Source organism: Salinicola sp. JS01 (genome assembly GCF_030284585.1).
Lineage (GTDB): Bacteria > Pseudomonadota > Gammaproteobacteria > Pseudomonadales > Halomonadaceae > Salinicola.
Window position 1 is genome coordinate 2,445,882 of record NZ_CP127244.1, and the last position, 20,420, is coordinate 2,466,301.

The window sequence follows — 20,420 nt, forward strand, 5'->3', positions numbered from 1 at the left end:
CACGAGGAGACCCGCCATGAGTAGAATCAAGAAGAGCGACGCCGAGTGGCGCGAACAGCTGACCCCGGAGCAGTATCACGTCACCCGGGAAAAAGGCACCGAGCCACCGTTCAGCGGCGACTACCAGGTCGAGCCGGTCCAGGGCATCTATCACTGCGTCTGTTGTGGCGCCCCGCTGTTCGAGAACGAGCACAAGTTCGAAGCCCACTGTGGCTGGCCCAGCTTCGACCGTCCACTGGCCGCCGCCTCGGTGGAAGAGCACACGGACACCAGCCACGGCATGCGCCGCATCGAAGTGACCTGCCGCCGCTGCGATGCCCACCTGGGCCATGTCTTCCCAGACGGCCCCGCGGAGACCACCGGCCAGCGCTACTGCATCAACTCGGTGGCCATCACCTTCCATGCCGGCGAATGACCGCGCCCGTGGGCAGCCATCTGGCTCACGGTCACGGCAGGCCGCTTCATGGCCACGGCGAGCTGCATCATGGCAGTCCCACAGTGCTCGCCCCGAGACGCTAGCGCCAAGGTGACGCCTAGACAGCAGTGCCAGAAAGACAGCAGTGCCAGAAAGACCGCCCCATACGCCAGCGCCCCGACCTCGGTCGGGGCGCTGTCATTATGACTGTCGCCGCTTATCCTACCAGCCTCAGCTGCCGCGATAAGTAGAGTAAGCGTAGGGGCTCAGCAGCAGCGGGATATGGTAGTGCTGCTGCGTGTCGACGACTTCGAACGGGACGGTGATTTCGGGAAAGAAGGTCTCGGTGCCGCGGGCACGGTACCAGTCACCGGTGGCGAAGACGGCGCGATAGACACCGGCTTCGAACGTCTCGTCTTCGGGATAGAGCGCCGAGATCCGCCCGTCCTCGGAGGTGGTCCCGGTGGCGATGGTCTCCCACTGGCCGTCGGCCCGATGCTCGAGCGTGACCTCGACGCCCGCCGAGGGTTTGCCGCTCTGAGTATTCAGGACATGCACGCTGATCGGATTGCCGGCGGCCAACGAGACGCTGGCAACGCTGGTGAGCAGCAGGCCGGCGGCGATGGATACGAGAGGTTTCATGCGGGGCTCCTTTCCCTGCGATTGATGACCCATGCCTCTACGCCGCCCGCCGGCGACTGGATGCACGAGATTGCCATCACCCGTCGGCTGCCCCCACCCGCCGTTCATGCCGACACCCCCACCCTGCAGCCGCTGAGGGCCGCATCCTGCTAGACTGTCCGCCCGCTTGGCGTCGGGCATCCCCCCGACAGGCATGACATTGGCAGGAGAGACGTATGCTCGGCTGGTATCCCGGTCACATGAACAAGGCGCGCCGCCAGATCACCGAGGCGCTGCCGGAGATCGACGTGGTCATCGAGGTGCTCGATGCGCGTCTACCCTACTCCAGCGGCAACCCGATGCTGGCCGATCTGACCGAGCACAAGCCGGTGCTCAAGATCCTCTCGCGCGCCGACCTCGCCGACCCCGAGGCGACCCAGGCATGGATCGCGCACTTCGACGCCCAGCCCGACAGCCGCGCCATCGCGGTGACCACCACCCAGGCCCGCGAGCTGAAGCAGATTCCGGCGCTGTGCCACGAGCTGGCCGGTCAGGTCCGCGCCGACCGCGATGTGCGGGTGATGGTGATGGGTATCCCCAACGTGGGGAAATCGACCCTGATCAACGGCCTCGCCGGGCGCAAGATCGCCAAGACCGGTAACGAGCCGGCGGTGACCAAGCGCCAGCAGAAGATCCGGATCGACGGCCGCGTGGCGCTGATCGATACCCCCGGCGTGCTGTGGCCCAAGATCGAGGATCAGGCCAGCGCCTACCGGCTCGCCGCCAGCGGCGCCATTCGTGACACCGCGATCGAGTACGTGGATGTGGCCATCGTCTGCGCCGCCGAGCTGGCCAAGCGCTATCCCGAGGCCCTGCGCGAGCGCTACAAGCTCGACGACCTGCCGGCTTACGTCGCTCCGGTGGCGGCAGAGAGCGTCGATGCCGACGGCCCCAAACTGGTCGACCTGCAGGCGCGTGCCGGTTTCGACGGCCATGCGATCATGAACGAGATCGCGCGCAAGCGCGGCGGGTTGAAGGCCGGCGGCGTGATCAACCTGCACCGCGGCGCCGAGGTGCTGCTGCACGAGCTGCGCGATGGCAAGCTCGGCCGGGTCACCCTGGAACTGCCGGCGGACATCCCCGCCCCGGAACCGGACAGCGAAGACGACGCCGCCGCGCCGACGACCTGAACGAGCCGACCCCGGCGAGCATGACAGATCGCCCTGACAGCCTTGCGCTTCTGCCCCTTGCGCCGCGTCCGCGCGGCGTTATGCTGGGCGTCGGCGATGCAGCCCGCCACCCGCTCGCGGCGCCCCAGACGCCGCCTGATCTCTTCGGTTGTGCAGCATACGGAAACCTCATGACCCGCCCCATTCGGAAATCGCACAAGCTCGACAACGTCTGTTACGACATCCGCGGGCCGGTCCTCGAACACGCCAAGCGCCTCGAGGACGAAGGCCATCGCATTCTCAAGCTGAACATCGGCAACCCTGCACCCTTCGGCTTCGAAGCACCCGAAGAGATCCTGCAGGACGTGATGCGCAACCTGCCGACGGCTCAGGGTTACTGCGACTCCAAGGGGCTCTACTCGGCGCGCAAGGCGATCATGCAGGAGTGCCAGCGCAAGGGCATTCCGCAGGTCGGCATCGAGGACATCTTCATCGGCAACGGCGTCTCCGAGCTGATCGTGATGGCAATGCAGGCGCTGCTCAACGACGGCGACGAAGTGCTGATCCCGGCGCCGGACTATCCACTGTGGACCGCCGCCGCCAATCTCTCCGGCGGCCACCCGGTGCACTACCTGTGCGACGAGGCCAACGACTGGGCACCGGATATCGCCGACATCCGCGACAAGATCACCGCCCGCACCCGCGCGATCGTGCTGATCAACCCTAACAATCCCACCGGCGCGGTCTATCCGCCGGCGGTGGTCAAGGAGATCCTCGGCGTGGCCCGCGAGCACGGCCTGGTGGTGTTCTCCGACGAGATCTACGACAAGATCCTGTATGACGGCGTCGAACATGTCTCCACCGGCGCCCTGGCCGAGGACGACCAGCTGGTGGTGACCATGAACGGGCTCTCCAAGAGCTACCGCTGCGCCGGTTTCCGCTCCGGCTGGATGATTCTCTCCGGGGGGTTGGGCAAGCAGAACGCCGAGGATTTCATCCAGGGGCTAAACATGCTGGCGTCGATGCGGCTTTGCGCCAACGTGCCGGCCCAGCATGCGATCCAGACCGGCCTCGGCGGCTATCAGTCGATCAACGATCTGATCCTGCCCGGCGGACGTCTGCTGGCGCAGCGTGACGTGGTATTCGACAAGCTCAACGCCATTCCCGGCGTCTCCTGCGTCAAGCCCAAGGGGGCGCTCTACGCCTTCCCGCGGCTAGATCCGGAGATCTACCCGATCCACGATGATGCCCAGATGGTGCTCGATCTGCTGCTGCAGGAGCGCATCCTGCTGGTGCAGGGCACGGCCTTCAACTGGCCCCACCCCGACCACGTGCGCATCGTCACCCTGCCCTGGGCGGACCAACTGAGTGACGCGATCGACCGTTTCGCCCGCTTCCTCTCACGCTACCGCCAGTGACCCGTGGCGGTGGCCAGCCACCGCCATGCCCCAAAGGCCGCGCGCGACGTGCGGCCTTCCCCTCTTGAAACCTATCGCCTAACGTCGTATCTAACAGGCCATAACCATCTGATTAGCCGGTGATAACGCATAACAGGCTAAGCAATCGCCGAGGGCCATCCGGCCATCGACAACGCAGGTTTTCCACGACTGAGGGTAGAAACCGATGATGCGAATCATCCTGTTCCTGGCAACCAACCTGGCGGTGGTTCTCGTCGCCAGCATCACGTTGCGCGTGCTGGGCGTCGAGCCCTATCTGAATGCCAACGGGCTGAACATGAACAGCCTGCTGATCTTCTGCTTCGTCTTCGGCATGGCCGGCTCGCTGGTGTCGCTGTTCATCTCCAAATGGATGGCGAAGATGAGCACCAAGGCCAAGGTGATCGACCAGCCGCGCAACTCGACCGAGCAGTGGCTGCTGGACACCGTGCGCGAGCTCTCCCAGCAGGCCAATATCAAGATGCCGGAAGTGGCGATCTTCCCGGCCCAGCAGTCCAACGCCTTCGCCACCGGCTGGAACAAGAACGACGCCCTGGTAGCGGTCTCCCAGGGGCTGCTCGAACGCATGCGCCCGGAAGAGGTGCGTGCAGTCCTGGCCCATGAGATCGGCCACGTGGCCAATGGCGACATGGTCACCCTGGCGCTGATCCAGGGCGTGCTCAATACCTTCGTGATGTTCTTCGCCCGCGTGGTGGCGCAGGTGGTCGACAGTTTCCTGCGCGGCCGCGACAACGGCGGCGGCCTCGGCTTCATGGGGTACTTCGCCGTCGTCATCGTCGCCGAGATCGTATTCGGCCTGGTGGCATCGATCATCGTCGCCTGGTTCTCGCGCTTCCGCGAGTATCGGGCCGATGCCGCCGGCGCCAAGTACGCTGGCGCCGGGGCCATGATCAATGCGCTCTCCCGCCTCAAGGCGGAAACCCAGCAGCCGGACCAGATGCCGGACTCGTTGACCGCCTTCGCCATCACCACCGGCCAGACGCGCAAGCTGATGGAGAAGCTGTTCGCCAGCCACCCGCCGCTGGACGACCGCATCCGCGCGCTGAAGGAGTCCGCCTATCGCGATTGAGTGTCGTCGCGATCGAGCATTCGCGTGTCTTCTCGCGTTCGACCCTACGACGCCCCGCCTCATCGGCGGGGCGTCGCTGTTTTGGGGCTCGAGCAAAAAAATTTTCCCATCCTTGCATCCATCACCGGGCCTCGCGGGTAAGCCGTGGGCGAGACATCCGGTTTCGCATTCTCATGCCACGGAGAGACGTCGATGAAGATTTCCACGCTAGCCACCGCCAGCCTGACCGCCGCCCTGTTCGCCAGCTTCGCGGCCCCCGCCCTGGCCGCCGACGTGCCCAGCGCGGTCAAGGTGCCCGACGGCAATCGTGTCGCCATGGAAACCGTGGGCGTGGGCCAGATCACCTACGCCTGCGAAGCCAAGGATGGCGGCTACGCCTGGGTGTTCAAGGGCCCCGATGCCAAGCTCAACGACGCCGATGGCAAGACGCTCGGCCGCTACTACGGCCCGCCGGCGACCTGGGAAGCCAATGACGGCTCCAAGATCACCGGTACTCAGCTGGCCACGGCACCTGGCGGCGAGGGCAACATTCCGCTGCAACTGGTCCAGGCCAACCCCGCCATGGGCGAAGGCGAGATGGTCGGCGTGACCTATGTCCAGCGTCTTGCCACCCAGGGCGGCGTCGCCCCGGACATGACCTGCAACGGCGACAATCTGGGTGCCGAAGAGATCGTCGACTACCAGGCCGACTACCTGTTCTGGAAAGCCAGCTGAAGCGCAGGCGACAATCTGCACCGATGCCACCTGGACCGCCATCGTCGTGCTCCGGCACGGTGATGGCGGGTCACTCGTGCGGGCGCTCCTCTGCGGGATCTTTGGCCAGCACCGATACTTTTCGTGGCCATACGCAAGGCTCCCTGCGTAGTATGGCCGGAGTGGACGTGGCAAGGGTGCCGCGTGCACAGCCTGTAGCCCCGCGCCTCGGCGCGACGCTCGTGGATGCCGTCAAGGAGGACACGCTGACGACGCTCGATCACGCCACATTGATCGCCGCCTGTGCTGGCGGCGATCATCAGGCGCTGCGCCAGCTTTACGATCATGAGGGAGCACGCCTGCTCGGCGTGGTTCAGCGTATCGTGGGCGACCGCGCGCTGGCCGAAGACATCATCCACGATACCTTCGTACGGGTATGGACACGTGCCCACACCTTCGATGCCACGCGCGGCTCGGGCAAGACCTGGCTGTTCAGCGTGGCCCGCCATCTGGCGCTCAATCACATTCGTGGCCGTCAGCGCGAAATCAGCGTCGACGAGCAGACCGCGGAAGCGCTCGACGCCGAGCGCACATCCGCGCCTGCCGAAGCGCTGGATCACTTCGCCTGGCACGGCCGCGGTGAGCTCGACCGCTGCCTGGCGGCGCTCGACGCCGACCGCCGCAACTGCCTGTTCCACGCCTATGTCGATGGCTTCAGCCATCAGGAGATCGCCACGCGTATGGACCGCCCACTGGGTACCGTCAAGGCGTGGATCAAACGCAGCCTGCAGAGCCTGCGCGAGTGTCTGTCATGAATGACCGCTCGCCCGAAAACGCTCACGCCGCAGCCGCCGACGATATCGACATCCTCGCCGGCGAGTACGTGCTCGGCACCCTGAGCGCGGCCGAGCGCCACGCGGTCGAACGCCGTGCCGCGGGGGAGCCGGCGCTGCGCGAGGCGATCGACGCCTGGGAATCGCGGCTACAGCCGTATACCGAACTGGCGCCGCCGCTCACACCCTCGCCCGGGCTGTGGTCGCGTATCGAGCGCAGCCTGCAGCCGGTGCCCGCAGAGCGTCGTTCGCTGTGGCAGCGCGCCTGGCACAGTCTCCACCTGTGGCGCGGCGTTGGCCTCGCCGCTGCCGCCGCATCACTGGCACTGAGCGTGCTGCTGCTGGCCGTCCCCGAGAGCGCCGCCCCGCGCTACCTGGTCGTGCTGACGACTCCGCAGCATACCCAAGCGGGTTGGGTGGTGCAGGCCGCCTCGGCCCACGATATCGCGCTGGTACCCCTGGGCACCTTCGAGCTGCCCCAGGGCAAGACCCTGGAGTTCTGGACCAAGGCCGACGACTGGTCGGGGCCGGTGTCGCTGGGTCTGGTCCGCCCCGGCCAGACGTTACATCTGAGCCCCGAGGATCTGCCGCCACTGCAGCCCAACCAGCTCTTCGAACTGACGCTGGAAAACGCCGGCGGCTCGCCGCTCGGCCGCCCCACCGGCCCGATTCAGTTCATCGGCCGCGCGATCTCGCTATAGACCAACCCAGGCTGCGTCCGCAGTCTGGGCGTGAACTCCCCGCCCGCAGATGAGAATGGTTGACATTCAGGTGTAATCGACGTTCAATTGGTTGACTTTATCAACCAATAAATCGAGAGATCGATGTCTCAAGCACTTGCCGGCGACACCCTCCACCGCCTGCTGCACGCCTACAAGCGCGCACTGCGCCAAGCCTACGCCGATGAGCAGCTCGAACTCGGTGTCGCTCAGATTCGCACGCTCAAGACGATCCGCGGCCTATCGCCATGCAGCGCCAGCGCGATCGCCCAGAGGCTGAAGTGGGACAAGGCCCAGCTCGCACGCCTGCTGGGAGATCTCGACAGCCGCGGGCTGGTGCACCGACGTCCGGCACCGGATGACGGCCGACGCCAGCAGTTGACGCTCAGCGACGCCGGACAGGCCATGCTGGCGCGGGTCGATGCCTGTGAGCAACGCGCCCATGAGCGCCTCGCCAAGGGCTTGAGCGAGACCGAGCTCGCCGCCTTCGAGGCGCTGGCGCAGCGTCTGATCGACAATCTCGAACGCCCCATCCCCTCTGCTGACTGACAGGAGTCCCGCATGCCCAAGACGCCACCACGTGCCTTCACCGTGCTCGCCCGGCAGCCGCTGACACCCCATATGCTGCGCCTCACCCTCGGCGGCGAGGCGATGCGCACCTTCCCCGCCGATCAGGCCAGCGCCTACATCAAACTGGTGCTGCCCGGGGAAGGCGATACGCCACCGCGGTTGCGCACCTACAGCGTGAGCCGGCAGCGTGAGGACGCCATCGACGTCGACTTCGTGCTCCACGCCGACGGCGGGCCGGCTGCCACCTGGGCGCGCAACGCCCGCCCGGGAGATGTCATCGACGTCGCCGGTCCCGGCCCGGTCAAGCGGGTGGCAGAGGACGCCGACTGGTATCTACTGGTAGGCGACATGACCGCCCTGCCGGCGATCGCCGCCAATCTCGAACGGCTGCCGCCGCAGGCGGTCGGAGAGGTGATTCTCGAGGTGATCAGCGAAGCCGATATCCAGCCGCTGACGGCACCGCCCGGCATGCGCATCAGATGGCTCGTTCAAGCACACCCGGGCAGCGATAGTGAACGGCTGCTGGAGGCAGTGCGCGAGCTGCCCTGGCGGCCAGGCAAGGCGGGCATCTGGGTCGCCTGCGAGTTCTCGGCGATGCGCCGCCTACGTCGCCATTTGATCGACGAGCGCGGCGTCGACAAGCGTGAGATGTATCTTTCGAGCTACTGGAAGTATGGCGCCAGCGAAGACGGCCACCGCCTCAGCAAGCGCGAGGATGCCGAGCGCGAAGGCGCCTGACCCCGCCGCCGTCACTCGGCAGGCGTGGTGACACGAAAGCCGAAGCCGCGCAGGGCCGCTGCGAGTTCGGGGGCCGCGGCGGTGAGCGCCACCTCGAGGGTCTGGAATTCGCGGCGAACCGGATAGTCGCGGCGGTAAGCATCGAAGCCCTGGGCCATGCCCAGGCGTCGGCGATAACGCTCCAGCCCCATGGCGTCACGGCGCGGGTCGTAGCAGGCCCGGGCGCACAGCCGCAGCGCATCGTCACGCGGGGTGGCGGCGTCGAGCACCAGCCGTGGCAGCCACGGCGTCGGCGTCAGCCGAGCCAGGCTCTGCCGCGCGGGCAGCCCAAGCTGGCGCGACAGCGCCTGATAGATCATCTCGGTGCCGCGTAATTTGCCATCGACGCTATGGCCAGCGATATGCGGCGTGGCGAGATCGACCCGGGTATAGAGCGCCTCGTCGATTCCCGGCTCGTGCTCCCACACGTCGAGCACGCAGCGTAGATCGGCGTCGCGGGCCAGCCGTTCGTTCAGGGCGCCGCCGTCGAGGCAGTCGCCACGCCCGGCGTTGAGCAGCACGGTCCCCGGGGTCAGCGCCGCGATCCGCTGCCGGTCGAGCAGATGCCGGGTGGCATGCGCTCCGGCGGCCACCAGCGGCGTGTGCAGACAGATGACATCGGCACGCGCGATCAGCGTGTCGAGAGCCACGAAACCCGCGTCGCCCTCGGCCTCGGCACGCGGCGGATCGCAGATCAGGTGGGATATACCCAGCGCCGCCAAGCGCGCAGCAAGGCGCCCCCCGACGTTGCCGGCGCCGACGATGCCCACGGTCTTGGCGAACAGGTCCTCGCCGTCGCGCTCGCACAGTAGCAACAGGCTGGAGAGCACGTAGTCGACCACCGCCTCGGCGTTGCAGCCGGGGGCGTTGGCAAAGCCGATCCCCTGCTCGCGCAGCGCCGCCAGCTCGACATGGTCGGTACCGATGGTGCAGGTACCCACGAACTTGAGGCGTGATCCCGCCACCAGCGCCGCATTGACCGGCGTGATCGAGCGCACCACCAGGGCGTCGTGATCGCGCACGCTGGCCGCGGTCATCTCACGCCCGGGCTGGCGCGTCACCTCACCCAGCTCGCCGAAGAAGGCCTCGGCCAGGGGTACGTTTTCATCCACCAGAATTCGCATGTCTACCGCTTCTCCCTGTCGGCCTGACGGGCTTGCGCCGTACGCGTCGATTTCTGCCGCGCTTGCTTTACAATGAGCCCGATACGAGCCGCGGCGGCGCGGCCGCAACACCCGGCGCAGCCATCTTAGGCGGGCCACCCGGCGGGGACAAGCCGGGGCGCACAACCACGAAAGGAGTTCGCGTGATCGTTCGTTGGGAGAGTGAACACGACTATGTCCTGGTGCACCTGCATCAGGACATGTTCGGTGACTGGATCTTCAGCCGCGCCTGGGGCCAGATCGGCACCCAGTATGGCGGCCTCAAGCACGCCGTGGCCGAGAGCCGCGAGCAGGCCATGCTGTGGCTCGACGATCTCGCGCACATCCAGCTGGCGCGTGGCCTGCGCAAGGTGCTGGAAGCCGACGACGACAGCCCCGAGGGGCGCCGCGCCATGGCTCAGCTGTCGTTGCTCGACTGAGCTTCAGGCCCAGACGACTCTCCGAGGCGCACGAAGCGCCGGCGCGACCGATGCCCGGGTTCGCTCCGCCCCACTATGTCCTGCTCTGATTCGCCTCGCCCCACTACGCCCTACTCCGGTTGGCCCCACTCCGGTTCGCCCCGCTGGCTCGCCCGCTGCGCCTGCATCAGCCGTCTGGCGCCCGACCGGGGCGCCAGGGGGTGCGTCATCGTCATTCGCGATGACGGATGCTGAAGCAGTGGTGCAGATTGGCGCGCCGGCTGAAGTCCGGATCGAAGGTCTGCGCGGTGATCTCGGTCACCGCAAAGCGCGTCGACAGCGCCGGATCGAGCTTGAAGCGCTGCTGGTTGTTGGAGAAGACCAGCTCCCCGCCCGGTGCCAGCCGCGCCATGGCCAGCTCGACCAGACGCACGTGATCGCGCTGGATATCCAGCGTGCCGGACATCTTCTTCGAATTGGAGAAGGTCGGCGGATCGAGGAAGATCAGGTCGAAGCTGCCGCCGGCGGTCTCGAGCCAGCGGAAACAGTCGTCGCGCACCACCCGGTGGCGACCGGGATCGAGCTGGTTAAGGGCCAGATTGTCCCGTGCCCAGTCGAGATAGGTATTCGAGAGATCCACGCTCAAGCTGTCGCTGGCTCCGCCCAGGGCGGCGTGTACCGTCGCCGTGCCGGTGTAGCAGAACAGATTGAGAAAACGCTTGCCCGCGGCCCGCTCACGCAGCAGCCGGCGCACCGGGCGATGATCGAGGAACAGCCCGGTGTCGAGATAGTCGGTGAGATTGACCCACAGCTTGGCCGGCCCCTCCTCGACCACGAAACGCTCGCCGCTGTCGTCCTGCTTGCGATACTGCGCCTTGCCGCTCTGGCGCTCGCGCTGCTTGTAGTGGATCTGCTCCGGGCGCACGTCGAGCGCCACCGGAATCGCGCTCAGCGCATCGAGTAGCCTTCGCTTGGCCTTGTCGGCATCGACCGAACGCGGGGCGGCGTACTCCTGCACGTGCACGCGGTGCCCATAGACGTCGATCGCCAGCGCGTACTCCGGCATGTCGGCATCGTAGAGCCGGTAGCAGCGCTCCCCCGACTGCTTGAGCCACTTGGACAGCCGCTTGCGGTTCTTCTGCAGGCGGTTGGCGAACATCCGCGCGCCCTCGCTCAGCGGCGCCGCATCGCTGGGCGACGGCGTCTGCGCGCTCGGCACGCTGCCGGGCTTGTCGCTATGGCGGGCATCGCTATCGCCGCTATCGGCATCACGGACCGCGACATCGGCCAGCAGCAGCTTGCAGTCGAGCGGTCCGTTCTTGAACGCGTACTGCTTGTGCGCGCGCAGGCCCAGACGATGGCCGAGGTCCGGATTGCCGGTGAACAGCGCCAGCTGCCAGCCGCCGAAGTGCTGCTTCAGCCGCTGCCCCAGATCGCCGTAGAGCGCCACCAGCTCCGGCAGCTCGCCAAGACGCTCGCCGTAGGGCGGATTGGTGATCACCAGCCCCGGCGTGGAGGCCTCGGCGGGCGGTGTCAGCCCCTTCACCGCAGCGCCGGCCAGCTCGATCAGCGCGGGAATCCCCGCGCGCATGGCATTGCTGCGCGCCGCGGCAATCGCCTGCGGGCTCTGGTCGAAGCCCCACAGCCGTGAACGCGCACGCCGCCGGCCGAGATCGGCACGCACCTTTGCCTCGCGCGCCAGGGTCTGCCACAGCGCCGGATCGAAGTCGGCCAGACGCTGGAAGCCGAAGCGCTCGCGGCTGAGCTGGGGGGCGATATCGGCGGCCATCATCGCCGCCTCGATCAGCAGCGTGCCGGCGCCGCACATCGGGTCCACCAGCGGCTCACCGCGCTTGGCCCGGGCCGGCCAGCCGGCGCGCACCAGCAGCGCCGCGGCCAGGTTCTCCTTGAGCGGGGCATGGCCGATATCCCGTCGGTAGCCGCGCTGATGCAGGCTGGCGCCGACCAGATCGATACCCACCAGCAGCTGCCCCTTGTGCAGATTGGCGTAGACGCGCACATCGGGCTGGCCGAGGTCGACCTGCGGGCGCGCACGCCCAGCCGCCGCCAGCGCCTCGACGACACCATCCTTGACCACCTGGGCACCGAAGCGGGTATGCCGGATCGCCGCCGACTGACCGTGGAAATCCACCGCCAGGGTCTGGCCGTCGCGCAGCTTCTCGGCCCAGGGCAGTTGGCTCACCGCGGCGACGATCGCCTCCGGCGTGTCGCAGCCGCTCTCGCGACCCAGGGTCAGGATCACTCGGTTGGCCAGACGCGACCACAGGCACAGGCGGTAGGCAGTGGCGAGATCGGCGCGCGCATGCAGCCCGGCGACGGTAGTTTTTTGTATCTCCGAGCCCAGCTCGGCGACCTCTTCGGCGAGCAGCGGTTCGACGCCCCAGGGGCAGGTGATGTAAAGGCTCAACAGCGAGTTATCGTCTTTCATGGTGGCGTCACCGAACCGTCTCGGCCCGGTCATATTCCTGTGAGTGCATTTTCAATCTGGTCTTATGACAAAACGCTCATCGACATCGTTTCTCATTTCCGCTAAAGCTAGAGGGGTAGCTACGAAACAACGCATGCGTATGCCTGTCCGGACGTTTTCTCGGACGGAGTCTTCTTTCGGCGAACCAGACGCCGTGGAGTCTCTGTGTTTTCCCAAAGGTGATGCACTTGTTCCGACAAGAGGCCATACGATGAAACGACAGAAACGTGATCGCAACCAGCGGGCATATCTACACGGCTACAAGGCGGGGGTCGCCGGTCGCTCACGCGACGAATGCCCGAGCCAGGATATCAACCTGCGCGAGAACTGGATGAGCGGTTGGCGTGAAGGTCGCGGGGACCAGTGGGATGGCATGACCGGCGTGTCCGGTATCCACAAAAACCCCATGGTGATGACTTGAGTCACGGCCCACGCCGCTGACGAGCATTGCCTCATCACACTCAAGGCCCGCACCGCGCGGGCCTTTTTGTTGCCACTTGTTGCCATTTGCTACCACCGCCAGGGGCGCATCGACACGTCCCCCCGGTCAAGGCGCCCGACCCGTGCGCTCAGGCCGAGGCCACGCTGCTGTTTCCGGTCGCGCGAATACACTCCCCGATCAGCTCCGGCCCGCGATAGATGAAGCCGGTGTAGAGCTGCACCAGATCTGCCCCTGCCTGACACTTCTCGCTCGCCCGAACGCCGCTGTCGATGCCGCCGGCACCGATGATCGGCAAGGTCGGCAGCAGCCGACGCAGTTCGCGCACGACCGCAGTCGAGCTGGCGAACAGCGGCGCCCCGGAGAGCCCGCCCGCTTCGTGGGCATGCGGCATGCCGGTCACGTTCTCGCGCGACACCGTGGTATTAGTGGCGATCACCGCGTCGATCTCGTTGTCGGTGAGCGTGCGCGCGACCAGCGCGATTTCCTCGCGGGTCATGTCCGGGGCGATCTTCACCGCCAGCGGCACATGGCGCCCCTGCTCCGCGTCCAGCCGCACCGCCTCCTCCTTGAGCGCCCCGAGCAGCCCGTCGAGATGCTCACCGAACTGCAGATTGCGCAGCCCCGGGGTGTTGGGCGAAGAGATGTTGACGGTGACGTAGTGGGCCGCGGCGTGGACCTTGCGCAGACAGGTCAGGTAGTCGTCGACCGCACGCTCCACCGGCGTGGTCAGGTTCTTGCCGATATTGATGCCGATGATGCCGCGATAGCGGCTCTTGCGCACGTTGGCGACCAGCTGGTCGACCCCGGTGTTGTTGAAGCCCATGCGATTGATGATCGCCTGGGTCCCGGTCAGCCGGAACAGCCGCGGGCGCGGGTTGCCCGACTGCGGCTTGGGCGTGGTGGTGCCCACCTCGACGAAGCCGAACCCCAGCGCCCCCAGGGCATCCAGGTGTTCGGCGTTCTTGTCCAGTCCTGCCGCCAGCCCGATGCGGTTGGCGAAGGAAAGCCCCATCACCTCCACCGGTTCACCCGAGCTCTCGGCATCGCCGAGCAGTCCCGACAGGCGCAGCCGGTGCGCCGCATCCAGCGCGGTCAGCGTGACACGATGTGCGGTCTCCGGCTCGAGCCGGAACAGCAGAGAACGAACGACGGGGTACATGGAGAGGTCTCGTCGGTGGCAAAAAGGATCGACAGCGGCGAGCGAGTATATCCCAACTGGGGGTAGCGAGACGAACCGCGCACGCTCGGCGTTCGGGAGACGTGGCCCGCCGCCCCATTACGCCGAAACCCGGCACGGGGCCGGGTTTCGAGGCCTGGGGCGAGCGAGAGGCCCGCCCCCCGACTGCCGCTCAGCGCGCGTCGAGCTGCTGTACGCGCAGGGTGTAGTTGTTGACCGAGTTCATCGCCGAGCCGAACCGCTGGCCCTTGACCCAGACTCGATAGCGGCCGGGCTGGAGCACGGTCTCGATATCGAAGTTGCCATCGGCCAGAGAGCCCTCGTCGCTGGCCACCGTGCGCCCATTGGCGTCGAGCACCTTGGCCTGAAGGCGGAAGCTGCCTTCATGACCGGGGAACGTCGAGCTGGTAACGGAAACCGTGCCGGCCTGGGCGACATCGAAGGTGAGGACTTCACCCTCCTGCAGTACCTTGATATCGGCGACGATCTCATCGAAGCTGCTCGGCAGCGGTGCCTGCTGGCGCTCGCGGGCGGAGGCCCCGGTCGGCGCGCTGGCCTGTTCGGCCGTCGCCGGCTTGGCCGCCGAGCCGGTATTGGCGGTACCGAAGTCGGGGCCCTTGGGCGCGGCCTCGCTGGCGCCACCGGCAACCGCACTGGCCGCTTCGCGTCCCGGCGCGCTGAGCGTCGCCACATCGTCCTTGTCGTCGACGAAGGCGGTGGTACGGCCGCTGCTGCCGGGGCCACCGAACATGATGCCACCGCCGTTGTCGACCCCGCCCTGGTCGGCGGTGATCACCTTGCCGCTGGCGTCCAGCGCGTCGACCTGGATGTTGAAGCTGTTACCGCCGGTCTTGGTACTGCCGAATTTCTGCCCGGAAACCTGCAGCGTGTAGTTGCCCGGTTCGAGGCGCTGCTCCATCTCCAGGCCGCCGGTGTTGCCGAGCCCGCTGCTCTTGGCCAGGACATTGCCGTTGGCGTCGATCAGCGTGGCCTTGATGCGGTAGTCCTGGGACTCGCCCGGCAGGGTCGAACTGGTGAAGCGGTAGCGTCCGGCCTCGTCGACGGTGAACGGGTGCTGCTGCACGCCACCGAAGAAGAAGCTCTGGCTGCGGGCGTCGGAGCTGGACTTGAAGAAGCTGGTCAGGTCGACCTTGGCGGCCGCGGCCTGCGCCTGCTTGAGCGCCTCGCTCTGCGCCATGGCGGGCATGGCGGTGGCGACACCGACGGCCACGATAAGGGTGGAAAACGCGCGATACTTCATGGGGCCTCTCTGCGTTGACTGCCTGCGGATGGCTGCAGCATAACAGAGGCGCTTGCCAGAACACCTTAGGCAGGTCTGAAAAGTACCGCGCTCGTCGACTTTTCAAACCATGCCTAAAAAGGCTCTCCGGCAAGCGCCCGTGGCGATGCGTGATGGCTGGCGGGGACATCACCAGCGCACCGTTCAGCTCACTTTTTAAAACCGTTTTTTCAAACCGCTTTTTCAAACCGTTTTTTCAAAACATGCTTTCAAGCCGGGGCCGACGCGCAATGGCGCGCGCCGGCCCGCTGCCACCTTAGCCGTCGCTCTCGCTCTCGGCAAGGTCGACCAGTTCGCGGATCGCCACCGCAATCAGCGCGAAGCTCACCTGGGTGCCGGCATTGATCTCGCCCAGCAGCGCATTCCAGCGCTCGAACAAGGCCGCGTGCTGCTCCTCCCAGCGGGTCACCCGCGCTTCCACCTCGCGCGGCGCGTCGCTCATGCCCAGCACCTTCACCGTCAGCGCCAACTGCTGACGGTCGAGGTCGTCGCGGAACGTTTCCCGCGCCTGCATCTGCCAGCTGTCACGCACCTCGAGGGCGTTGATCTGGCGCGTCATCCACGGCAGCTCCAACTGATGACCGATGGCGTAGTAGACCTCGGCCACGCGCTTGAGCTTCTCGCCACTGACACGCGCCGCCTGGATGATACCCAGCCCGGCATACAGGCTCGGCGCGGCGGCCACCACCGCGGCCTGGGCCTTGGGTACACCGGCCTCGATCAGCTCGTCGCGGCGACCTTCCCAGGCCTCGCGCTCGTCGCCCTTGAGCCGGTTGCCGATATCCTCCTGCAGCTGGGTCAACTGGGGCGCGAACTGCTCCACGCACTCCTTGACGCTGAGCGTGCCGCGGTGACGCAGGAACCAGCGCGTGGCGCGCCGCATCAGGCGCATCAGGTCGAGCATCATGCGGTACTGGACCTGGCTCTCGACACGGTAATCGAGGGCCTCGATCTGCTCCCACAGACGGTTGAAGCCGAAGCTGTCGCGGGCGATCACATAGGCCTGGGCGATCTCGACCCTGGATGCGCCGGTGGAATCGCGCAGCTGACGCACGAAGGTAATGCCCATGTGATCGACCAGGTCGTTGGCGATCTGGGTGGCGACGATCTCACGCTTCAGGCGGTGCTGGGAAAGATCGTCGGCGAAGCGCTCGGTCAACGTCACCGGGAACGCCTTGGCCACGTGCTGCTGCAGCTGCGGGTCGTTGGGCAGCTCGGCGGCGATCAGATCGCTCTTCAGCGTGCTCTTGGCGTAAGAGATCAGCACGCTCAGCTCGGGCAGGGTGAGACCGCCGTCGGCGTTGCTGCGCTCGCCGAGCTGTTCGTCACTGGGCAGGAACTCGAGCTCGCGATCGAGACTGCCGGCCGCTTCCAGCTCGTTGATGAAGCGCCGATACGGCCCCATCCCCTCCAGCGACTGCAGCTCGGCGAGCGACAGCGCCTGGGTCTGGCGGTAGTTGTCGCGCACCACCAGCTCGCCGACCTCGTCGGTCATCTCCACCAGCAGCTGGTTGCGCTGCTTCTCGGTCATGTCACCGCGCTGGACGATCCCATCGAGCAGGATCTTGATGTTGACCTCGTGGTCGGAGCAGTTGACGCCGCCGGCGTTGTCGATGAAGTCGGTATTGACTCGAATTCCCTTGGCCGCGGCTTCCATGCGCCCGCGCTGGGTCAGACCCAGGTTGCCGCCCTCGCCGACCACGCGGCAGTTGAGTTCGCGGCCATCGATGCGCAGGCCATCGTTGGCCTTGTCACCGACGTCGGCGTGGCTCTCGTCGTGCGCCTTGACATAGGTGCCGATACCGCCGTTCCAGATCAGATCCACCGACGACTTGAGCATGGCGTTGATCAGGTCGTTGGGTGACAGCTTGTCGGCCTCAATGCCGAACGTCTTTTTCATCGGCGCCGAGATGGCAATCGACTTGGCATCGCGCGAGAAGACCCCGCCGCCTTCCGAGATCAGCCCCGCGTCATAATCCGACCAGCTCGAGCGCGGCGTCTCGAACAGCCGCTTGCGTTCGGCGAACGACTTGGCCGCATCCGGCGTCGGGTCGACGAAGATATGGCGGTGATTGAAGGCCGCGACCAGACGGATCTTGTCGGAGAGCAGCATGCCGTTGCCGAACACGTCACCGGCCATGTCGCCGATACCGAGCACGCTGAACTCGTCCTTCTGGGTGTTGAGGCCCATCTCGCGGAAGTGGCGCTTGACCGACTCCCAGGCGCCGCGGGCGGTGATCGCCATGCCCTTGTGGTCATAGCCCTGAGCGCCCCCGGAGGCGAAGGCGTCGCGCAGCCAGAAGTCATACTCCAGCGAAATGGCGTTGGCGTAGTCGGAGAAAGTCGCGGTGCCCTTGTCGGCGGCGACCACCAGGTAGGGGTCGTCGGGGTCGTGGCGCACCACCGCCTGCGGCGGCACCACCTCGGTGCCATCGAGGTTGTCGGTGATGTCGAGCAGGCCGCGGATCAGCAGGCGGTAGCACTCGATACCCTCGGCCTGGATGGCGTCGCGGTCACCATTCTCGGGCATGCGCTTGCAGATGAAGCCCCCCTTGGCGCCGACCGGCACGATCACCGAGTTCTTGACCTGCTGCGCCTTCATCAGGCCCAGGATCTCGGTGCGGAAATCCTCGTTGCGGTCGGACCAGCGCAGACCGCCGCGGGCGACCTTGCCCCCGCGCAGGTGCACCCCTTCCATCCGCGGCGAGTAGACGAACACCTCGAACATCGGCCGCGGCTTGGGCATGCCCGGCACCTTGCTCGGCTCGAGCTTGAACGAGATGTACGCCTTGGGGCTGCCGTCTTCGCGCGGCTGGAAGTAGTTGGTGCGCACGGTGGCCTGGATCAGGTCGACGTAGCGGCGCAGCAAGAGATCGTCGTTGAGGCTGGCGACCTGATCGAGCAGCGCATTGAGGTCGTCGACTGCCCCCTGGCAGCGGGTGTCACGGTCGCCATCCAGGTTCGGGGCGAAGCGCTGTTCGAACAGCCGCGACAGGCCACGGGTAATGTCGGCATGTGCCGCCAGGGTGTTGGCGATGTAATCCTGCGACAGCCCGATGCGCAGCTGCTTGAGATAGCGCGCGTAGGCGCGCAGCACCGCGACCTGACGCCAGTCGAGGCCGGCACCGATGATCAGCCGATTGTAGGCATCGTTCTCCGCATCTCCCACCCAGATCCGCGTGAAGGCGTCGATGAAGTTGTCGCGCATCGCGCGCAGATCGACCTCGCCGACTCCGCGATACTCGAAGGTGAAGTCATGAATCCAGTAGGTCTGGTGCTCGGTATCGATATGATAAGGGCGCTCGCTGATCACCCGCAGACCCAAATTCTCCAGCACCGGCAGCATATCGGAGAGCGGAATCGGCGTGTCGGCGTGATAGAGCTTGAGATTGACGCTATCGGCGCTGTTCTCGGCCAGGTGATAGAGGCTGACGCCGATCGGCGCGCCATCGTCGAGCGCGCTCAGGTGGCGGATGTCGTTGGCTGCGGTACGCGCCGAGAAGTCGTCGCGGTAGCTGCCGGGGAAGGCGTCGCGGAACACCTGTGCCTGGCGGTTACCCTCCTCTTCTCCCAGGCTTTCGATCAGCGCGCCGTGCAGATCTTCGCGCCAGTTGCGCGCCAGGAAGATGACCTTCTTCTCCAGCGCGCGGCGATCGAACGCCACCGGTTCGTCGCCGTTGAAACGCAGGGTGAACTGGATACGGGCCAGCACCGACTCCGAGAGATAAGGGTTGAAGTCGCCGAAGGTGGCGTCGAGCTCCTCGCACAGCAGGTTCTGAATGCGCAGACGCAGATCGGTGGAGAAGATGTCACGCGGGACGAATACCAGGCAGGAGTAGAACTGGCCGCAGCGGTCCTCACGGATGAACAGGCGCACGCGGCGGCGCTCACGAATGTTGAGAATGCCGAAAGCGGTCTGGCTCAACTCTTCGATGGTGCTCTGGAACAGATCGTCGCGCGGGTGCACCTCGAGAATCTGCAACAGCAGCTTGCCGTTGTGGCCCTTGGGATTGACCCCAGCGGCATCGATCACCGCCTGCACCTTACGCCGCAGTACCGGCACCGAGCGCGGTGACTCGTTGTAGACCAGCGAGGTGAACAGCCCGAAGAAGCGCCACTCGCCGATCACCTTGCCCTGCTTGTCATGGCGGGTGATGGCGATATGGTCGGGGTAGGTCGGCCGGTGCACGCGCGCGTGATGTGAACTCTTGGCGAAGCGCAGCAGCGCCGGCATGGGGCCCGGCTCCTCGTCGAGCTCGAAGCGTACCGACTCCTGATAGCGCGGCTGGTCGAGCTTGAGCACCCCCAGCTCGCTGCCCTCGATCCGCGTCTCGCGCGCCTTGGCGCCGCTGCCGGAGAGCCGGCTCTCGGCGAAGCCGAGAAAGGTGAAGTGCTCGTCGAGCAGCCACTTGAGGAAGGCGATCGTCTCCTTCTGATCCGCGGCGCTCACCGCCGCCGGGCGCTGGGCCTCGAGTTCGGCGATCACCTCGCGCAGCTTGTCGCACATCGGCTCGAAGTCGGTGACCGCGGTGCGCACGTCGCGCAGCACCTCGTGCAGACTCTGCTCCAGGTCATCCAGCGTCGCCGTATCGGTATGGCGATCGATCTCGATCAGAATCAGCGACTCGCGCGACGCCGGCGCCTCCTTGGCCCGCGGCCCGGTGATCTTCAGCGCGTGGTGGCGAGCGTCGCGCTCCACCGCCAGCACCGCATTGTGGATCGCATGCAGGGTCAGGCCGCGACGATTGAGCTCCATGCGCACCGAGTCGACCAGAAACGGCATGTCCGGGTGCAGCACCGCGACCACGGTGTGGGGCGACTGCCAGCCATGCTCTTCGAAGTTGGGATTGAAGATGCGAACCTTGGCATCGCTGGGGTCGAAGGTGCGCATGAAGTGCCACGCCGCCAGCGTGGCACCGTAGACATCGTCCAACTGGCGGTCGGCCGCCTCCTCGAAGGGCGCCGTGGCGTAGAGATCCTCGGCGAAGGCGGTGATCCGCTTCACCTTCTCCTCGGGAAGTCGCTTCGCCAGCTTCTCCCGCAACTGCTCAAGAAACTCCGTCTTTCCTTCGATCGCGACGTGTTGCATCTATCACCTCGGCTGGCACCGGCCGTCGATATGGCGGCCG

The 20,420-nt window shown here is 66.3% G+C and carries 17 protein-coding genes; 11 read left to right on the top strand and 6 right to left on the bottom strand.

Features of this window, described 5'->3' with window-relative positions; all coding sequences use genetic code 11:
- Positions 1–16 precede the first annotated feature (16 nt).
- Positions 17–415 (top strand): peptide-methionine (R)-S-oxide reductase MsrB, encoded by a 399-nt coding sequence (msrB, locus tag QO259_RS11290; protein ID WP_207030904.1) that lies wholly within the window; start codon positions 17–19, stop codon positions 413–415.
- 231 nt (positions 416–646) lie between these two features.
- Here msrB and uraH read toward each other — a convergent pair whose 3' ends face one another.
- On the bottom strand, positions 647–1,057 hold the full coding sequence (gene uraH, locus QO259_RS11295; protein WP_207030916.1) for a hydroxyisourate hydrolase: 411 nt from the start codon (positions 1,055–1,057) through the stop codon (positions 647–649).
- 215 nt (positions 1,058–1,272) lie between these two features.
- On the opposite strand from uraH, the gene ylqF reads away from it, so the two are divergent.
- The 8 genes from ylqF to QO259_RS11335 all read left to right on the top strand — a co-directional run bounded on the left by ylqF (position 1,273) and on the right by QO259_RS11335 (position 8,284).
- Positions 1,273–2,226 carry a ribosome biogenesis GTPase YlqF gene (gene ylqF / locus QO259_RS11300; protein ID WP_035471398.1) on the top strand — a complete coding sequence of 318 codons (954 nt, stop codon included), beginning with the start codon at positions 1,273–1,275 and terminating at the stop codon, positions 2,224–2,226.
- A gap of 170 nt (positions 2,227–2,396) precedes the next feature.
- Complete coding sequence (locus QO259_RS11305; RefSeq protein ID WP_207030918.1) at positions 2,397–3,623, top strand: pyridoxal phosphate-dependent aminotransferase; 1,227 nt, start codon at positions 2,397–2,399, stop codon at positions 3,621–3,623.
- 205 nt (positions 3,624–3,828) lie between these two features.
- The gene (gene htpX, locus QO259_RS11310) at positions 3,829–4,731 is read left to right on the top strand and encodes a protease HtpX (protein ID WP_285950054.1); all 903 of its coding nucleotides are present in this window, start codon (positions 3,829–3,831) and stop codon (positions 4,729–4,731) included.
- A gap of 192 nt (positions 4,732–4,923) precedes the next feature.
- Positions 4,924–5,445: a DUF3455 domain-containing protein gene (locus QO259_RS11315; RefSeq protein ID WP_207030920.1), complete on the top strand. Its 522-nt coding sequence runs from the start codon at positions 4,924–4,926 to the stop codon at positions 5,443–5,445.
- 221 nt (positions 5,446–5,666) lie between these two features.
- On the top strand, positions 5,667–6,239 hold the full coding sequence (locus QO259_RS11320) for a sigma-70 family RNA polymerase sigma factor (RefSeq protein WP_233076480.1): 573 nt from the start codon (positions 5,667–5,669) through the stop codon (positions 6,237–6,239).
- Positions 6,236–6,958 (top strand): anti-sigma factor, encoded by a 723-nt coding sequence (locus QO259_RS11325; RefSeq protein ID WP_285950055.1) that lies wholly within the window; start codon positions 6,236–6,238, stop codon positions 6,956–6,958. Before QO259_RS11320 ends, QO259_RS11325 begins: the two co-directional genes overlap by 4 nt.
- Positions 6,959–7,081: 123 nt before the next feature.
- Complete coding sequence (locus QO259_RS11330; RefSeq protein WP_035471385.1) at positions 7,082–7,525, top strand: MarR family winged helix-turn-helix transcriptional regulator; 444 nt, start codon at positions 7,082–7,084, stop codon at positions 7,523–7,525.
- Positions 7,526–7,537: 12 nt separating this feature from the next.
- Entirely contained in the window at positions 7,538–8,284 is a 747-nt protein-coding gene (locus QO259_RS11335) for a siderophore-interacting protein (protein ID WP_285950056.1), read from the top strand.
- An 11-nt stretch (positions 8,285–8,295) separates the two neighbouring features.
- Here QO259_RS11335 and pdxB read toward each other — a convergent pair whose 3' ends face one another.
- The gene (gene pdxB, locus QO259_RS11340) at positions 8,296–9,447 is read right to left on the bottom strand and encodes a 4-phosphoerythronate dehydrogenase PdxB (protein ID WP_285950057.1); all 1,152 of its coding nucleotides are present in this window, start codon (positions 9,445–9,447) and stop codon (positions 8,296–8,298) included.
- 182 nt (positions 9,448–9,629) lie between these two features.
- Between pdxB and QO259_RS11345 the strand changes: the two genes are divergently transcribed.
- A complete protein-coding gene (locus QO259_RS11345) occupies positions 9,630–9,905 on the top strand; it encodes a hypothetical protein (protein WP_035471375.1) in 276 nt (91 codons plus the stop codon).
- A gap of 211 nt (positions 9,906–10,116) precedes the next feature.
- Here QO259_RS11345 and rlmKL read toward each other — a convergent pair whose 3' ends face one another.
- Entirely contained in the window at positions 10,117–12,333 is a 2,217-nt protein-coding gene (gene rlmKL, locus QO259_RS11350; RefSeq protein ID WP_285950058.1) for a bifunctional 23S rRNA (guanine(2069)-N(7))-methyltransferase RlmK/23S rRNA (guanine(2445)-N(2))-methyltransferase RlmL, read from the bottom strand.
- Positions 12,334–12,583: 250 nt separating this feature from the next.
- Here rlmKL and rmf point away from each other — a divergent pair, with 250 nt between their 5' ends.
- Positions 12,584–12,793 (top strand): ribosome modulation factor, encoded by a 210-nt coding sequence (gene rmf, locus QO259_RS11355; protein WP_035471369.1) that lies wholly within the window; start codon positions 12,584–12,586, stop codon positions 12,791–12,793.
- 148 nt (positions 12,794–12,941) lie between these two features.
- Here rmf and QO259_RS11360 read toward each other — a convergent pair whose 3' ends face one another.
- From QO259_RS11360 to QO259_RS11370, 3 genes are all read right to left on the bottom strand, one after another.
- Positions 12,942–13,973 carry a quinone-dependent dihydroorotate dehydrogenase gene (locus QO259_RS11360; RefSeq protein ID WP_285950059.1) on the bottom strand — a complete coding sequence of 344 codons (1,032 nt, stop codon included), beginning with the start codon at positions 13,971–13,973 and terminating at the stop codon, positions 12,942–12,944.
- 190 nt (positions 13,974–14,163) lie between these two features.
- Positions 14,164–15,252, bottom strand: coding sequence for a hypothetical protein (locus QO259_RS11365; RefSeq protein ID WP_285950060.1), 1,089 nt, complete (start codon positions 15,250–15,252; stop codon positions 14,164–14,166).
- Between the two features lie 295 nt (positions 15,253–15,547).
- Entirely contained in the window at positions 15,548–20,380 is a 4,833-nt protein-coding gene (locus QO259_RS11370; protein ID WP_285950061.1) for an NAD-glutamate dehydrogenase, read from the bottom strand.
- Positions 20,381–20,420 lie beyond the last annotated feature (40 nt).

Excerpts from the sequence above, each read along its gene's own strand:
- msrB (WP_207030904.1), top strand. The coding sequence starts at position 17 with ATGAGTAGAATCAAGAAGAGCGACGCCGAGTGGCGCGAACAGCTGACC.
- uraH (WP_207030916.1), bottom strand. The coding sequence starts at position 1,057 with ATGAAACCTCTCGTATCCATCGCCGCCGGCCTGCTGCTCACCAGCGTT.
- ylqF (WP_035471398.1), top strand. The coding sequence starts at position 1,273 with ATGCTCGGCTGGTATCCCGGTCACATGAACAAGGCGCGCCGCCAGATC.
- QO259_RS11305 (WP_207030918.1), top strand. The coding sequence starts at position 2,397 with ATGACCCGCCCCATTCGGAAATCGCACAAGCTCGACAACGTCTGTTAC.
- htpX (WP_285950054.1), top strand. The coding sequence starts at position 3,829 with ATGATGCGAATCATCCTGTTCCTGGCAACCAACCTGGCGGTGGTTCTC.
- QO259_RS11315 (WP_207030920.1), top strand. The coding sequence starts at position 4,924 with ATGAAGATTTCCACGCTAGCCACCGCCAGCCTGACCGCCGCCCTGTTC.
- QO259_RS11325 (WP_285950055.1), top strand. The coding sequence starts at position 6,236 with ATGAATGACCGCTCGCCCGAAAACGCTCACGCCGCAGCCGCCGACGAT.
- QO259_RS11330 (WP_035471385.1), top strand. The coding sequence starts at position 7,082 with ATGTCTCAAGCACTTGCCGGCGACACCCTCCACCGCCTGCTGCACGCC.
- QO259_RS11335 (WP_285950056.1), top strand. The coding sequence starts at position 7,538 with ATGCCCAAGACGCCACCACGTGCCTTCACCGTGCTCGCCCGGCAGCCG.
- pdxB (WP_285950057.1), bottom strand. The coding sequence starts at position 9,447 with ATGCGAATTCTGGTGGATGAAAACGTACCCCTGGCCGAGGCCTTCTTC.
- rlmKL (WP_285950058.1), bottom strand. The coding sequence starts at position 12,333 with ATGAAAGACGATAACTCGCTGTTGAGCCTTTACATCACCTGCCCCTGG.
- rmf (WP_035471369.1), top strand. The coding sequence starts at position 12,584 with ATGAAACGACAGAAACGTGATCGCAACCAGCGGGCATATCTACACGGC.
- QO259_RS11360 (WP_285950059.1), bottom strand. The coding sequence starts at position 13,973 with ATGTACCCCGTCGTTCGTTCTCTGCTGTTCCGGCTCGAGCCGGAGACC.
- QO259_RS11365 (WP_285950060.1), bottom strand. The coding sequence starts at position 15,252 with ATGAAGTATCGCGCGTTTTCCACCCTTATCGTGGCCGTCGGTGTCGCC.
- QO259_RS11370 (WP_285950061.1), bottom strand. The coding sequence starts at position 20,380 with ATGCAACACGTCGCGATCGAAGGAAAGACGGAGTTTCTTGAGCAGTTG.